General features: G+C 19.7%; 15 protein-coding genes. 10 read left to right on the plus strand and 5 right to left on the minus strand.

Annotation, left to right across the window (positions count from 1 at the left end; genetic code table 11):
* Positions 1-13: 13 nt before the first annotated feature.
* From GJT85_RS00480 to GJT85_RS00500, 5 genes are all read right to left on the minus strand, one after another.
* Complete coding sequence (locus GJT85_RS00480; protein WP_208754278.1) at positions 14-592, minus strand: glutamine amidotransferase-related protein; 579 nt, start codon at positions 590-592, stop codon at positions 14-16.
* A 25-nt stretch (positions 593-617) separates the two neighbouring features.
* Positions 618-2,171, minus strand: coding sequence for an anthranilate synthase component 1 (locus GJT85_RS00485; protein WP_208754279.1), 1,554 nt, complete (start codon positions 2,169-2,171; stop codon positions 618-620).
* A 173-nt stretch (positions 2,172-2,344) separates the two neighbouring features.
* Positions 2,345-3,388 (minus strand): redox-regulated ATPase YchF, encoded by a 1,044-nt coding sequence (ychF, locus tag GJT85_RS00490; protein ID WP_208754280.1) that lies wholly within the window; start codon positions 3,386-3,388, stop codon positions 2,345-2,347.
* A gap of 3 nt (positions 3,389-3,391) precedes the next feature.
* A complete protein-coding gene (gene pth, locus GJT85_RS00495; protein WP_208754281.1) occupies positions 3,392-3,976 on the minus strand; it encodes an aminoacyl-tRNA hydrolase in 585 nt (194 codons plus the stop codon).
* Between the two features lie 26 nt (positions 3,977-4,002).
* Positions 4,003-4,965: a ribose-phosphate pyrophosphokinase gene (locus GJT85_RS00500; protein WP_208754282.1), complete on the minus strand. Its 963-nt coding sequence runs from the start codon at positions 4,963-4,965 to the stop codon at positions 4,003-4,005.
* A 196-nt stretch (positions 4,966-5,161) separates the two neighbouring features.
* Between GJT85_RS00500 and prfA the strand changes: the two genes are divergently transcribed.
* The 10 genes from prfA to tyrS all read left to right on the plus strand — a co-directional run bounded on the left by prfA (position 5,162) and on the right by tyrS (position 15,214).
* Complete coding sequence (prfA, locus tag GJT85_RS00505; protein WP_208754283.1) at positions 5,162-6,238, plus strand: peptide chain release factor 1; 1,077 nt, start codon at positions 5,162-5,164, stop codon at positions 6,236-6,238.
* Positions 6,239-6,247: 9 nt separating this feature from the next.
* A complete protein-coding gene (gene prmC / locus GJT85_RS00510; RefSeq protein WP_208754284.1) occupies positions 6,248-7,099 on the plus strand; it encodes a peptide chain release factor N(5)-glutamine methyltransferase in 852 nt (283 codons plus the stop codon).
* A gap of 105 nt (positions 7,100-7,204) precedes the next feature.
* Positions 7,205-8,449 carry a threonine--tRNA ligase gene (gene thrS, locus GJT85_RS00515; RefSeq protein ID WP_208754285.1) on the plus strand — a complete coding sequence of 415 codons (1,245 nt, stop codon included), beginning with the start codon at positions 7,205-7,207 and terminating at the stop codon, positions 8,447-8,449.
* A gap of 41 nt (positions 8,450-8,490) precedes the next feature.
* Complete coding sequence (gene infC / locus GJT85_RS00520; RefSeq protein ID WP_208754286.1) at positions 8,491-9,006, plus strand: translation initiation factor IF-3; 516 nt, start codon at positions 8,491-8,493, stop codon at positions 9,004-9,006.
* Positions 9,007-9,076: 70 nt separating this feature from the next.
* Positions 9,077-9,274: a 50S ribosomal protein L35 gene (gene rpmI, locus GJT85_RS00525; RefSeq protein WP_208754287.1), complete on the plus strand. Its 198-nt coding sequence runs from the start codon at positions 9,077-9,079 to the stop codon at positions 9,272-9,274.
* Between the two features lie 43 nt (positions 9,275-9,317).
* Positions 9,318-9,686: a 50S ribosomal protein L20 gene (gene rplT, locus GJT85_RS00530; protein ID WP_208754288.1), complete on the plus strand. Its 369-nt coding sequence runs from the start codon at positions 9,318-9,320 to the stop codon at positions 9,684-9,686.
* A 77-nt stretch (positions 9,687-9,763) separates the two neighbouring features.
* Positions 9,764-10,771, plus strand: a complete 1,008-nt coding sequence (gene pheS / locus GJT85_RS00535; RefSeq protein WP_208754289.1) for a phenylalanine--tRNA ligase subunit alpha — start codon at positions 9,764-9,766, stop codon at positions 10,769-10,771.
* Positions 10,758-13,223 (plus strand): phenylalanine--tRNA ligase subunit beta, encoded by a 2,466-nt coding sequence (pheT, locus tag GJT85_RS00540; protein WP_208754290.1) that lies wholly within the window; start codon positions 10,758-10,760, stop codon positions 13,221-13,223. Before pheS ends, pheT begins: the two co-directional genes overlap by 14 nt.
* Positions 13,224-13,281: 58 nt before the next feature.
* Positions 13,282-13,899 carry a riboflavin synthase gene (gene ribE / locus GJT85_RS00545; RefSeq protein WP_208754291.1) on the plus strand — a complete coding sequence of 206 codons (618 nt, stop codon included), beginning with the start codon at positions 13,282-13,284 and terminating at the stop codon, positions 13,897-13,899.
* Positions 13,900-13,921: 22 nt separating this feature from the next.
* Positions 13,922-15,214: a tyrosine--tRNA ligase gene (gene tyrS / locus GJT85_RS00550; RefSeq protein WP_208754292.1), complete on the plus strand. Its 1,293-nt coding sequence runs from the start codon at positions 13,922-13,924 to the stop codon at positions 15,212-15,214.
* Positions 15,215-15,226: the final 12 nt, after the last annotated feature.

The following is a 15,226-nucleotide window of genomic DNA, read 5'->3' on the forward strand; positions in this document are numbered from 1 at the left end:
CTTATATTAAAAATTAATTTAATATCCAGGAAATAGTTTGTTGTAATAGTATATGTCCATAGGGTGTTAAAATAGATTCTGGATGAAATTGATATCCACATATATTATCTGCTTTATATCTAAAGCTCATAATAATATTATTAAATGTAGAATTAATAATAAAATTATATGGTATATTTTTTGCTATTAAAGAATGATATCTTGCAACATACATAGGATTAGGAATATTAGAAAACATAAATTGATTATCATGTATAATAGGTGATGCTTGACCATGTAATATATTATGAGAAACAACAATATCACCACCATATAATTTGATAATAGCTTGATACCCTAAGCATATACCAATAATAGGTATTTTTTTTATTAAAATTTTTAATAAACCGAACATATTTCCAGCTTTATGTGGCATGCCAGGACCAGGGGATAATATTAAAATAGGATTATTAATTTTACTAATTATTTTTAATAAAAAATTAATTGGGAGATTATTTCTATATACAACAATACTATGTCCTAATAATCGTAATTGATCTACTAGATTGTATGTAAAAGAATCAAAATTATCTAATATAAATATATTTGACATTTAAATAAATTAATCCTCTTAATTTTTAAGTAGTGTAAGTTATTGCATTTAATACCGCTTTTGCCTTATTAAAACTCTCATGAACTTCTAATAATGGTTGTGAATTTAAAACTATACCTGCTCCTGCTTGTATAATAGCTATTTTATTTTGTATATAAGCAGAACGTATAATAATACATGTATCTAAATCTCCATTAGCTGTTAAATATCCTATAGAACCTCCATAACTACCGCGTTTTTGATTTTCTACATAAGAAATAATTTCCATAGCACGAATTTTAGGTGCGCCAGTTAACGTACCCATATTCATACATGCACGGTAAGCATGTAAAGCATCTAAATTATTTTTTAAAATACCTACTACTCGTGAAACTAAATGCATAACATATTTATAACGATCTACTTTAGTTAGATCAGCAACATACCTACTACCTGGTATACATATTTTAGCTAAATCATTTCTTGCTAAATCAACAAGCATTAAATGTTCTGATAACTCTTTTTGATCAGTTCTCATTTCTAATTCTATTTTATTATCTAAATCTAAATCTAATTTTCCATTAATAAATCCTCTAGATCTAGTTCCAGCTATTGGATAAATTTCAATTTCTCTAGTATATGCATTAAACTTTAATGAACTTTCAGGTGAGGCACCAAATAAGATAAAATCTTGATCTTGCATATAAAACATATATGGACTTGGATTAATTTCTCGTAATACTTTATACGATTTTAAAGGATTTGCACATTTTATATAAAATTTTCTAGAAGGAACTACTTGAAAAATTTCACCTAATTTTATTTTACTCTGCATTTTTTCTATAATTTTATAAAATACGTTATCATTATAATTACATGTATAAAATATTTTATTCAAATTATTATTTGTTAATTTAAATAAATGTTTAATAGATGAAATTTGTTGATCAAGTTTGTTAATTCTAGTATATAATCTATTATATTCTTTTTTATTAGGTACATACAGACTACTTTGTATTTGTGATACTTTTTGTTTATGATCTACAATTAATAATGTTTCAGCAAGATAAAAACAATAATCAGGACATACTGGTTTTTGATTAATTTTGGGTAATTTTTCAAAATTATATATTAAATCATAAGAAAAAAATCCTCCTAAAAACATTGCATATTTTTGATTTAAAGGTATTTCAATTAATTTTAAAATATATCTTAATATATCTAAAACAGATAATTCTGTTAAACGTGTATCTTCATCTAAATATTGTTTATAAGATTGTCTTGGTAAGATTAATAATCTATGATTAGTAGTTTTTTTATTTAAAATATTTTTAGGTAAATTATTATCTAATAATAGCAATAATTGATTACCATTATCCGTATATGAATCAATATTAACAATATTATTTAATGCTTCAATTCTTAAACTGCTATCAATAATCAATAAGCTTTTTAAATGATTCTTACTAATTATATCTACTGATTCTAATAATAAAGTATTAATTTTATCATGACATATGTTGTTAAAAATATTTATAAGATTTTTATTATATATAATGTTTTTTTTTATAATTTGTAATATAGGTTTTTTTTTAAACATATTTATATTGTTAAAATAATAATTTTGGTATATATATTGTAAAATTATTATTAATTAATTTTATATAAATATATACTAAACAATTTTATTAATATTGTCATATTATTTTATAAATAATTATGTATTTTAAATATCTTTTATTATATAAATATCAAATATTATTGCATAAAAATTTATATATTAAATAAAAAATGTATTATATCGCTATCTCTAATAATATAATTTTTACCTTCTATTTTTATTTTACCAGCTTTTTTAATTTTATACTCACTTTTATAAAATATATAATCTTCATAAGATATAACTTTTGCTCTAATAAAACCCTTTTGAATATCACTATGAATTTTTTTAGCTGCATAAAATGCTGTTGTACCTTTAACGATACTCCATGCTTTTACTTCTTTAATACCAACAGTATAAAATTTATGTAAATTTAATAAATTAAAACTATATTGTATAATATCAATTAAATATTTATTTTGTAATTTTATATTAGATAAATTTTTATTTAATATTAATTTAACATCTAATTTAATTGTTAAAAATTTTTTAGAAATATTATTAAATTGATTTAATAAAATATTATTTTGATAAAAATTATCATCTATATTTGCAACAATCATTACTGGTTTAATAGTTAACATTTTAAATTTTTTTAAAAGTATCACTTCTTCAATATGAAAATTAACTTTATTTAATAATTGATTATTATTTAAATATATTAAACATTTTTTTAATAAATTTATCTGTATATTTTGTATAGTTTTTTTATTATTTAATAATTTTAATATTAAATTTTTACATAAACATATATCAAACTGTATAAGTTCATGAAAAATAATATTTATATCTGTATCTGGATTATTAGAAGATAAATTTAATATTTCATTATTATTAAAAAATTTTACTACATGTAATATTGCATCAACTTCAGATATATAGGATAAAAATTGATTGCCTAATCCTTCTCCCTTAGAAGCACCTTGAATTAAACCTGCAATATCAACAAAAGTTACTGTAGTTTGTGTAATTTTGCGTGTTTTAATTAATGAACCTAATTTTATTAATTTTAGATCTGGTACAGGCACAATACTTGTATTTGGTTTAATAGTACAAAAAGGATAATTTAATGCATCTACATTAGAATTTGTTAATAAATTAAATAAAGTTGACTTGCCTATATTAGGTAATCCTATAATCCCACATTTTAAACTCATATTTTAATCCATAATTTTTTTATGTAAAAAATTCATAGCTAAATTATAATTGTTTGTATTAATTAAAATATCTATAGCATATAAACTTCTTTGAAGTGCTAAATTAATATTTTTTATTTCATTTATATTTGGTTTATTTAATACAAAATTATTTATTTTATTTTTATTATTTGGTTTACCAATACCTATTCTTAATCTATAAAATGATGAATGTTTAAAAACATTAATAATACTTTGTACTCCATTATGTCCACCACTACTACCACCATATTTAAATTTTGCAATACCTGGTAATAAGTCTAATTCATCATGTATTACTAAAATATTCTCTAAATTAATTTTATAAAAATTAGTGATATAAAATATAGATTTACCAGAATTATTTATAAAATCATCTGGTATAAATAAAATAATATTATGTTTAGTAATCTTCCCAATATAACCTGATAAGGTATTACTTTTTTTAATATTTACATTAAATTTCTTAGATATTTGATAAATATAATCTGAACCTATATTATGTCTTGAACCTATATATTGATTACCAATATTGCCTAACCCAATAATTATTTTGATATTATTATTCATTATAATATTATATCCTTACAGAATATTTATTCAGATATATTTTTTTTAAACATCATAGATAATGATTCTTCATTATTCAAACGTCGAATAGCTTCTGCTAATGTCATTGATAATGTTAATGTTTTTATATTATTAAGTTTTTTTATTTGTTTAGATAAAGGTATACTATCACATACAATTATTTCATCTATTAATGAATTATTAATATTATTAATTACATTGCCAGAAAAAATTGGATGTGTAATATAAGCATAAACATGTTTAGCATTATTTTGTTTTAAAATATTTGCTGCTTGACATAAAGTTCCACCTGTATCAATTATATCATCTACTAAAATGCAATCTCTATTATTAATATCACCGATAACATTCATAATTTCTGTAACATTTGGTTTAGGTCTTCTTTTATCTATAATAGCTATATCAGTTCCAGAAAATAATTTTTCTGCTAAAGTTCTAGCACGAACTACACCGCCAATATCTGGAGATACAACAATAGGATTTTCTAATTTTTTTTTATATATATCTTGTAAAAAAATAGAATTGCTTAATATATTATCAACTGGAATATTAAAAAAACCTTGAATTTGTTCAGCATGTAAATCTACAGTTAATATTCTGTTTACTCCAACATTAGATAAAAATTCTGCTATTACTTTAGCAGTAATTGGCACTCTAGCAGAACATATTCTACGATCTTGTCTAGAATATCCAAAATAAGGAATAATAGCTGTAATTCTGCCAGCAGAAGCTCTTTTAAAAGCATCAATCATAATTATTAATTCAATTAAATTATCATTAGTAGGATAACATGTTGATTGAATAATATAGATATCATCTCCACGTACATTTTCATTAATTTGTACTGATATTTCTCCATCACTAAATTTACCAACAAAAATATTACCAAGATTCATATATAAAGCATGTGCTATTTTTTGTGATAATATAGGTATAGAATTACCAGCAAATAATTTCATATTAAACATATTATTTCCTATAAAAATAATTCATAATTATGTATTATATAAAATACTTTTTAAATATATATATATTTTATAAAAAAGTAAAAAAATATATTGGTTATATTTTTTTTATGTATATAATTTATATATTCTAATAAATTTAACAATTAATTAAATTGCATAATTTATATTAATTATTAAATATATAATAATATTACATATGGATTATTTTATTCTTAAAAAATTAAAAATTTTATATAATAAATATAAAAATATTGAACAAAAACTGACAATAAATACGTCATCTAATGATATTGAAAATATTAAATATCTTTCAACAGAATATGCAAAATTATCTCATATAATTACATTATTTTCAAAATGGAAAAAATTAAAAATAGAATTAGAGAATAATACATTATTATTACAAGATAAAGAAATGCATGATATTGCTTTAGAAGATATTAATAATATACATATTGTAAAAAATGATATAGAAAATCAAATTAAGATTCTTGTATTACCTCAACTACATAATAAAAAAGATAATCGTAATTGTTTTTTAGAAATTAGATCAGGTTCAGGAGGTAAAGAATCTGCTATATTTGTTAGTGAAATTTCTAGAATGTATATTAGATATGCAGAATCTAAAAAATGGAAAATAGATATTATACATATTCATTATTGTGAATATGGCGGTTATAAAGAAATTATTTTGAAAATTATTGGTAAAAATGTATATGGTAAATTAAAGTTTGAATCTGGAGGACATAGAGTACAAAGAGTACCAGAAACAGAATCTCAAGGGCGTATACATACTTCTACTTGTATTATTGCTGTTATGCCTGAATTATTAAAAAAAGAAATGCCTGTTATTAATCCGCAAGATTTAAAAATTGATACATTTAGATCTTCTGGAGCTGGTGGACAACATGTTAATACAACAGATTCAGCAATAAGAATTACACATTTACCAACAGGTATAGTAGTAGAATGTCAAGATGAAAGATCACAACATAAAAATAAAGCAAAAGCTTTATCAGTATTAGCTTCTAGAATTAATGCCATTAAAATAGCTAAACAAAATAAAAATAAAGCGCATAAAAAGAAAATGTTATTAGGTACAGGAGAACGTTCAGATAGAATTAGAACATATAATTTTATTCAAAAAAGAGTAACAGATCATCGTATTAATTTAACTATTTATAAATTATCTGAAATAATGAATGGCAAACTTGATATTTTAATTAATCCTATAATAAAAAAATATTATGATAATATTACTCAATCAATATAAAAATTATTTATGATTATTGCAGAATGGTTAAAAGATGCTAGTAATTTTTTACAAAAAAATAATATTAAAAACCCGCAATTAGAAGCAATAATTATTTTATCTTTTTTTTTAAAAAAGTCTAAAACATGGATTTATGGTTTTAATAATAAAAAAATTAGTTTATATCAGATAAAAAAATTAAAAATATTATTAAAAAGAAGGGCAAATAAAGAACCTATAGCTTATATATTAGGTTATCGTGAGTTTTGGTCATTAAATTTATATATTACACCTGCTGTATTAATACCTAGAAAAGAAACAGAAATCTTAGTACTAAATACATTACAAAAGATATCTTATAAAACAAAAAATATACTAGATTTAGGTACTGGTAGTGGTGCTATAGCTTTAGCTATTGCTAAAGAACATAAGTATTTAAATATTACAGCAATAGACTTATCTATAAAAGCAATAAAAATTGCTAAATATAATTCATATAGATTAAATCTATACAATATAAATTTTATACATAGTAATTGGTTTGATCAATTATATAATCAAAAATTTGATATTATTGTAAGTAATCCACCTTATATAAGTAATAAAGAATATTTGTTTTTATATAAATATTTAAGATATGAACCTTATAAATCTCTTGTAACAAAACAAAAAGGTTTATACGATTTAAAATATATAATTATTAAATCTGCAAATTATTTATATAATTTTGGATGGTTAATACTAGAACATGCACCACATCAAATATTATATCTAAGAAAATTTTTAAAAAAAAATCATTTTTATAATATACATTCATATATGGATTTAAACCAACAATTTCGCGTAATTTGTGCACAGAAAATTTTTAATAAAAATCATTAAAGTTTAATTATTTATTAAAACTTTAATAATTTATTTATAGATATTTTATATTATAAATTATAAAATAATATTTTATTTTTATATAAAACAATATAAAAGAAAAATATGCAACATTATAATAATAAAACTAATAATTCACAAAAATTATTGGCTAGAGATCATAGAATCATTGGCAAACAATTAGATTTATATCATTTTCAAGATGAAGCTCCTGGAATGGTTTTTTGGCATCATAATGGTTATATTATTTTAAAAGAAATAAAAAAATTTTTAAGAATTAAATTAATAGAATTTAAATATCAAGAAGTTAAAACTCCAATTATTACAGACAGTATTATTTGGAAACATACAGGTCATTGGAAAATTTATAAAGATGCTATTTTTATAACAGCATCTGAAAATAGAAAATATTGTATTAAACCTATGAATTGTCCAGGACATATTCAAATTTTTAAACAAAAACGTAATTCATATAAAGATTTACCTATAAGATTAGCAGAATTTGGTATTTGTCATCGTAATGAACCATCAGGATCATTACATGGTTTAATGAGATTACGTAATTTTACTCAAGATGACGCACATATATTTTGTACTATTAAACAAGTAGCTCATGAAATAGAAAATTGTATACAAATGATGTATAATATATATCATACATTTGGATTTAAAAAATTTGTAGTTAAATTATCTACTAGACCAAATAATCGTATTGGAAATGATGATGTTTGGGATTATACAGAAAATATTTTAGAAGAAATTTTACATAAATTAGGTATTATATTTCAATATCAATCTGGCGAAGGTGCTTTTTATGGTCCTAAAATAGAATTTTCGTTTTTTGATTGTTTAAATAGAGAATGGCAATGTGGGACAATACAATTAGATTTTACATTACCTAAAAATTTAAATATATTTTATATTGATAATAATAATCAACATCAAACCCCTATCATTATTCATCGTGCTATTTTAGGATCTTTAGAACGTTTTATTGGAATTATTATTGAAGAATATTCTGGATATTTACCTATTTGGTTAGCACCATTACAAATAATTATAATTAATATTAGTGAAAAACATACTGATTATGTTATAAAAGTTTTTAATTTAATTAAAAAACATAATATAAGAGTACAAACTGACGTAACAAATCAAAAAATATCATTTAAAATTAGACAATATACTATTTTACATATACCCTATATTCTAATATGTGGTGATAAAGAAATACAAAATAATATGGTTACAGTAAGAGATACTTTTGGTAAAAATTTGGGAATTATGAAAATTCATGATATTATTAATAGAGTAAAAACAGAAATTAATAATTATCATATTTGTTATTAGGAGAATAGGATATTAAAATTGGAAAAAAAACACTACAATTAATGCATCCTAATAAAATTAATAATGAAATTAGGAGCAAAAGTGTAAGACTAATAGGATTAAAAGGTGAACAGATAGGAATTATAAAATTACAAGATGCTTTAATACAAGCAAAAAGTATCGGTTTTGATTTAGTAGAAATTAGTCCTAATTCTGTTCCTCCTGTATGTCGTATTATGAATTATGGAAAATTTTTATATGCTAAAAATAAAACTTTAAAAGAACAAAAAAAAAAACAAAAAATTATACATTTAAAAGAAGTAAAATTTAGACCCAGTACTGATATAGGAGATTATCAAGTTAAGATTCGTAGTCTTATACGTTTTTTAAAACAAGGTGATAAATTAAAAGTAACTCTTAGATTTAGAGGTAGAGAAATGATGCATATTAATATTGGTTTAAATATGTTGCATCGTATAAAAAATGATTTACAAAACTTAGCTATAGTAGAATCATTTCCTTCTAAAATTGAAGGAAGACAAATGATTATGATCTTAATACCTAAAAAAAAAAATTAGTAATATTAATTATGTATATTAAAATAAATATTTATATATTATGATTTTTTATATATGGATAAAATTTTATATGTTAAAAATGAAAACTGTACGTAGTTTTTCTAAAAGATTTAAAAAAACAGGAACTGGACGTTATAAGCATAAACAAGCTAATTTAAGACATTTGTTAACTAAAAAAACTTCTAAAAATAAACGTTCATTAAGACATAAAAAAATTGTTAATAAAGGAGACACATATTCTTTAAAAACATGTTTGCCATATTTATAAACTAAATATTTAGAATATTACCATAAATAGAGGATTTATTTTTATGACTCGCATTAAAAGAGGTATTACTGCACGTGCAAAACATAAGAAAACCTTAAAAAAAGCAAAAGGTTATTATGGTGCAAGATCACGTACATATAGATCAGCTAATCAAGCTGTTATTAAAGCAGGACAATATGCTTATAGAGACCGTCGTCAACGTAAAAGAAAATTTCGTCAATTATGGATTACAAAGATTAATGCAGCTACTCGTAAAACAAATATTTCTTATAGTTGTTTTATCAATGCTTTAAAAAAATCTAATATTATAATTAATAGAAAAATTTTATCTGAAATAGCTGTTACACATCCAGAAAATTTTACCTATTTATTAAAAGATACTTTAAAAATTAATTCTTCATTAAATCATTAATAAATATTACTTTTTATAATAAATATATTTTGTATATAAAATTTAATATTTATCTTTTAAAAAAGATATTTTATAAAATGTTATCTAATAATATAATTTCTATTATAGAAAAAAATATTAATTTAATTACTAATTTACATGATCTAAATTTATTAAAAAATCAATATTTAGGTAAAAATGGTTATATTAGTAAACAATTTAAGAAATTAAAAAATCATAATCTAGAAGATAAAATTAAAAAAAGTATTATTTTACATAAATACAAAAAAATAATTACTAAAATATTTATAGAATATAAAAAAAAACTAGAAAATATAGATATAAATCAAAAACTGACTAAACAAAGTATTGATATAACATTACCTGGAAGAATAAATAGATTAGGTTCTATACATCCTATTAATAATATTATTAATAAAATTAAGTATTTTTTTATAAAATTAGGTTTTCAACATATTTGTGGTCCTGAAATAGAAAATAATTATTATAATTTTGATGCATTAAATATTGAATCATATCATTCTATTAGAACACAAAAAGATACATTTTGGATTAATAATGATATTTTATTAAGGACACAAACTTCTAATATACAAATTAGAATTATGAATATGATACCACCGCCAATTCGTATATTAACGTTTGGTAAAGTATATCGTCATGATTATGATAATACGCATACCCCAATGTTTCATCAAATGGAAGGATTATATATAAATAATAATGTAAATTTTACAGATTTAAAAAATATTTTATTGAACTTTGTACAATATTTTTTTAACAAAAAAATAAAAGTAAGATTTAGACCTTCATATTTTCCATTTACTGAACCTTCTCTCGAAGTAGACATAATGAATAATAAAAATAAATGGATAGAAATTCTAGGGGCAGGATTAGTTCATCCAAATGTATTAAAAAATGTTAATATTGATGCTAACACATATACTGGTTATGCGTTTGGCATTGGAATAGAAAGATTAACCATGTTATATTATAATTTACAAGATATTCGTGTGCTTTTTGAAAATGATATACGTTTTTTACAACAATTTAATTATATAACATATAAATATGATAAAGTTTAGTGAATTATGGTTGCGTAAATGGATTATATGTAATAAAAAATTACAATTTTTAACTGATACATTAACCATGACAGGTTTTGAATTAGAAAATATAGAATATTTATATAAAAAAAATATAGATAATATAATAGTTGGGGAAATACTCAATATTAATATATCTGATTATAATAATAATATTTATGATATAATTATTGATATAAAGCATAGCAAACTTAAAGTTTTATCATGTTATAATATTAATTATATAAAAAATATGAAAGTTATTATAGCAACCAAACAATCTTCTCTATATAAAAAATTAGTTCAAATACCAAAATATAATTTTTTATTATATTCTGAAGGAATATTATGTAATAAAGAAATATTACCATTAGATTATGTAACAAATTATAATAAAAATTATAAAATATATTTACCTAATACGGCTATAAATGGAAATGATGCTAATAGTTTTTTAAAATTTCCAGATAAAGTAATAAGTATTAATATACCTTATAATCGTCATGATTGTTCTCATATCATGGGATTAGCAAGAGATTTGTCTTCTAACAATAATATTAATTTTCAAATCCCATATGATTTTATTTTTAATAAAACCCCAAAAATTAATAATATACATATAAAATTAAATAAATTACAGTTAAAACAATATTTATATAATTATAAATATTGTTTTATTAAAAATTTAAATTTAAAAAATAAACTTCCTGGATGGTTAATAGAAAAATTATTAATATCAGGAATATCTATTATTAATAATAATCCTTTATTAAATATTAGTAATTATATATTACTTGAATTAGGATATCCTATTCATTTTTATGATTTTAATAAAATTACAGGTAATATTTATATCCAAAAAAATCGTATTCCATGTAAAGTTATCACACATGCACAACAAGAAATTAATATATATGAAAATATTATTACTGTTTGTGATGAACAAAAAATATTATCTGCATTAGGATTAATGCAAAATTATGATGTTCTTACAAATTTAAAAACAACTAATATTTTTATAGAATGTATGTGTTTCAATACAAAATATATACAAATTCTTTCACAAAAATATTATAATTTTACTAATTTTACTAATTTATATATAAAAGGCTTAGATCCATATTTTCAACAAAAAGTTATGATTAGAACAATAAATCTAATTACTAAAATTTTTGGTGGACAAATATATAATATTAATTCTATCAATATTAATAATATTATTTATAAAAATAAAATTATTAAATTAATTTATAGTAAAATATTTAAATTATTAGGATTTAATATACCTATTAAAGAAATTCATAATATTTTAAAAAAAATACATATCAAAATTTTTAAAAAAAATATTGACTATTGTGATATTCAAATTCCTAGTTGGCGTTTTGATATTAATAATATAGAAGATATTATAGAAGATATTATACGTATATATGGATATAATAAAATACCTAACAAATTAATTAAATTACCCATTAATCATCATCAAATTAAAAAAAAACAATTAATGGCAATTTTTATAAACTTATATCATTCTATTAATATTAATAATATGAAAAACATATTAATTAATAGAGGATATTATGAAGTTATTAATTATAGTTTTATTAATTATAAAATGCTATCAATGTTTTCCATAAAAAATAATTTTATTAAAATAATTAATCCAATATCTAAAGATATGTCTGTAATGCGTGATTCTTTATTTTATGGATTAATTAATAATATTTTATATAATCAAAATAGACAACAAAAAAATTTACGTTTATTTGAATATGGTATATGTTTTAATATTAATAATAAACCAATATTATTAGAAAATATTATTCAACAATATTTTTTTAGTGGTATAGTTAATGGTAATATTTTAGATAATAATTGGAGTTTACAAAATAGAAAAATAGATTTTTATGATGTAAAAGGTGATATAGAATGTATTTTAAATCAATATAATAATATAAAATTTAAAAAAAATAATACTATATTTTTTTTACATCCACATCAAAGTGCATCTATTTATTTAAATAATATTAATATTGGATATATGGGAGTTGTACATCCTAAAATAATACAATTTTTAAATATAAAACATGATACGATTTTTTTTGAATTATTTTGTAATAAAATTAATAATACACATCAAACTAAAATAGATAATATTTCTAATTTACCTATTAATAGACGTGAAATATCTTTTATAATAAATAAAAATATTTTATATGATGAAATTATTCAATCATTAAAAAACATGAATATAAAAGAAGTTATAAATATAAAATTATTTGATGTATATGAAGGACAAAATATTCCTACAGGATATAAAAATATAACATTAAGTTTAATTATACAACATATGCAATATACATTAAATGATGATAAAATCAATGGTATTATACAACAATATGTACAATATCTAAAAAATAAATTTAATATAATATTACGTGATCAATATTAATATATATTTTTATAAATAATATTTTTGTAAGATTATTTTAAATTAAGGATTTAAATATATGTTTAGTGGCATCATTCAATGTATAGGAAAAATTATAAATATAATTACAAAAAAAAACATAATTACTATTTTTGTACAAACACCTAAAGATTTTACTTTAGATCTTAAAATAGGTGATTCAATTTCTAATAATGGCTGTTGTTTGACTATAATAAATATAATAAATAATATAATAATATTTAATATAATTAAACATACCTTATCTATTACAACTTTTAAAAATATTAAAATTGGTGAATTATTAAATTTAGAAAAACCATTAAAAATTAATGAATATATTGGTAGCCATATTATTTTAGGACATATTACAAATATAGCTTTAATCACTAAAATTGTTAATTATACAAATTATATTACATTATGGATGAAACCTTATCACATTAAATATATGAAATTTATTATAGAAAAAGGTTCTATTTGTATAGATGGTATAGGACTAACTATAGATAAAGTATTAAGTAATCAATTTAGTGTAAATATAATTCCTATTACTTTATATAAAACTACATTACGCACCAAACACGTTAATCATAATGTTAATATTGAAATTGATATATATACTAAAATTATAGTTAATAAAATAGAAAAAATTTCAAAATATTTTAATATAAATTAAATGTATAAAATAAGAGAATAAAATGTGTAATAAAAAAAATAATATAATAGATATATTAGAACAACGTGATATTCTATATCAAATTACTGATAAAACAAATTTATACAAATTATTATTATATAATAATATAAATTTATATTGTGGTTTTGATTTAACAGCAGATAGTTTACATATAGGACATCTTATACCTATTATTACTTTAAAATATTTTCAAAAACTTGGTCATAAACCCTATATTATATTAGGAGGTGCTACTAGTTTAATAGGTGATCCTAGTTTTAAATCTAAAGAAAGAGAATTTAATTCACTAGATTTAATTAATCAATGGTATAAAAATATTTATTCACAACTATATAATTTTTTAGAATTTAATAAAAATTATAATTCTGCAGTAATAATTAATAATTATGATTGGTTCAATAAAATAAATATTTTATTTTTTTTAAAAAATATAGGTAAATATTTTTATATAAATCAAATGATGCATAAAGATGCAATAAGAAATAGATGTACAAATAATTATAATATTAATGGTATTTCTTTTACAGAATTTTCATATAATTTATTACAAGCTTATGATTTTTTACATTTAAAAAAACAATTTAATGTTGTATTACAAATAGGCGGATCAGATCAATGGGGAAATATTATATCTGGTATTGATCTTATTAAAAAAATTTATAAAGATAAAGTATATGGTTTAACTACAAATTTAATTCTTAAAAGTGATGGTACTAAATTTGGTAAAACAGAAAAAAAAACAATATGGTTAGATAAAAAAAAAACAACACCATATACATTTTTTCAGTTTTGGTTAAATATTAGTGACGATATTGTTTATAATTTTTTAACAATGTTTACAGATATTGACAAAAAATTAATTCGTAATATGAAATATGATAATAAAAATTCATTAAAAACAAATAGTGCACAATATTTATTAGCTGAATATATGACAAAAATGATTCATGGTGAATCAGAATTAATATTAACAAAAAAAATAACAAATTTATTATTTAATAAAAAATTTGAATCTTTATCTAAAGATGATTTCAATTTTTTAATAAAAAATAATATACAACACATTATTTTAGAAAATCATACGTATGATATAAAAAAGATTTTAATATTAAGTAATTTTGTTTCTTCTTATAATAAAGCAATTAATCTTATTCAATCTAATTCTATTTATATAAATAATAAAATTATTAATGATATAAATTTTATGTTAAATAAAAATATACATGTTAAATTTAATCATTTTATTTTACTAAAGAAAGGAAAAAAAAATTTTTGTTTAATTTATTGGAAGTAAATTTTTTAATTA

This window comes from Enterobacteriaceae endosymbiont of Neohaemonia nigricornis (assembly GCF_012571795.1).
Lineage (GTDB): Bacteria > Pseudomonadota > Gammaproteobacteria > Enterobacterales > Enterobacteriaceae.

Excerpts from the sequence above, each read along its gene's own strand:
- GJT85_RS00480 (WP_208754278.1), bottom strand. The coding sequence starts at position 592 with ATGTCAAATATATTTATATTAGATAATTTTGATTCTTTTACATACAAT.
- GJT85_RS00485 (WP_208754279.1), bottom strand. The coding sequence starts at position 2,171 with ATGTTTAAAAAAAAACCTATATTACAAATTATAAAAAAAAACATTATA.
- ychF (WP_208754280.1), bottom strand. The coding sequence starts at position 3,388 with ATGAGTTTAAAATGTGGGATTATAGGATTACCTAATATAGGCAAGTCA.
- pth (WP_208754281.1), bottom strand. The coding sequence starts at position 3,976 with ATGAATAATAATATCAAAATAATTATTGGGTTAGGCAATATTGGTAAT.
- GJT85_RS00500 (WP_208754282.1), bottom strand. The coding sequence starts at position 4,965 with ATGTTTAATATGAAATTATTTGCTGGTAATTCTATACCTATATTATCA.
- prfA (WP_208754283.1), top strand. The coding sequence starts at position 5,162 with ATGGATTATTTTATTCTTAAAAAATTAAAAATTTTATATAATAAATAT.
- prmC (WP_208754284.1), top strand. The coding sequence starts at position 6,248 with ATGATTATTGCAGAATGGTTAAAAGATGCTAGTAATTTTTTACAAAAA.
- thrS (WP_208754285.1), top strand. The coding sequence starts at position 7,205 with ATGCAACATTATAATAATAAAACTAATAATTCACAAAAATTATTGGCT.
- infC (WP_208754286.1), top strand. The coding sequence starts at position 8,491 with ATGCATCCTAATAAAATTAATAATGAAATTAGGAGCAAAAGTGTAAGA.
- rpmI (WP_208754287.1), top strand. The coding sequence starts at position 9,077 with ATGTTAAAAATGAAAACTGTACGTAGTTTTTCTAAAAGATTTAAAAAA.
- rplT (WP_208754288.1), top strand. The coding sequence starts at position 9,318 with ATGACTCGCATTAAAAGAGGTATTACTGCACGTGCAAAACATAAGAAA.
- pheS (WP_208754289.1), top strand. The coding sequence starts at position 9,764 with ATGTTATCTAATAATATAATTTCTATTATAGAAAAAAATATTAATTTA.
- pheT (WP_208754290.1), top strand. The coding sequence starts at position 10,758 with ATGATAAAGTTTAGTGAATTATGGTTGCGTAAATGGATTATATGTAAT.
- ribE (WP_208754291.1), top strand. The coding sequence starts at position 13,282 with ATGTTTAGTGGCATCATTCAATGTATAGGAAAAATTATAAATATAATT.
- tyrS (WP_208754292.1), top strand. The coding sequence starts at position 13,922 with ATGTGTAATAAAAAAAATAATATAATAGATATATTAGAACAACGTGAT.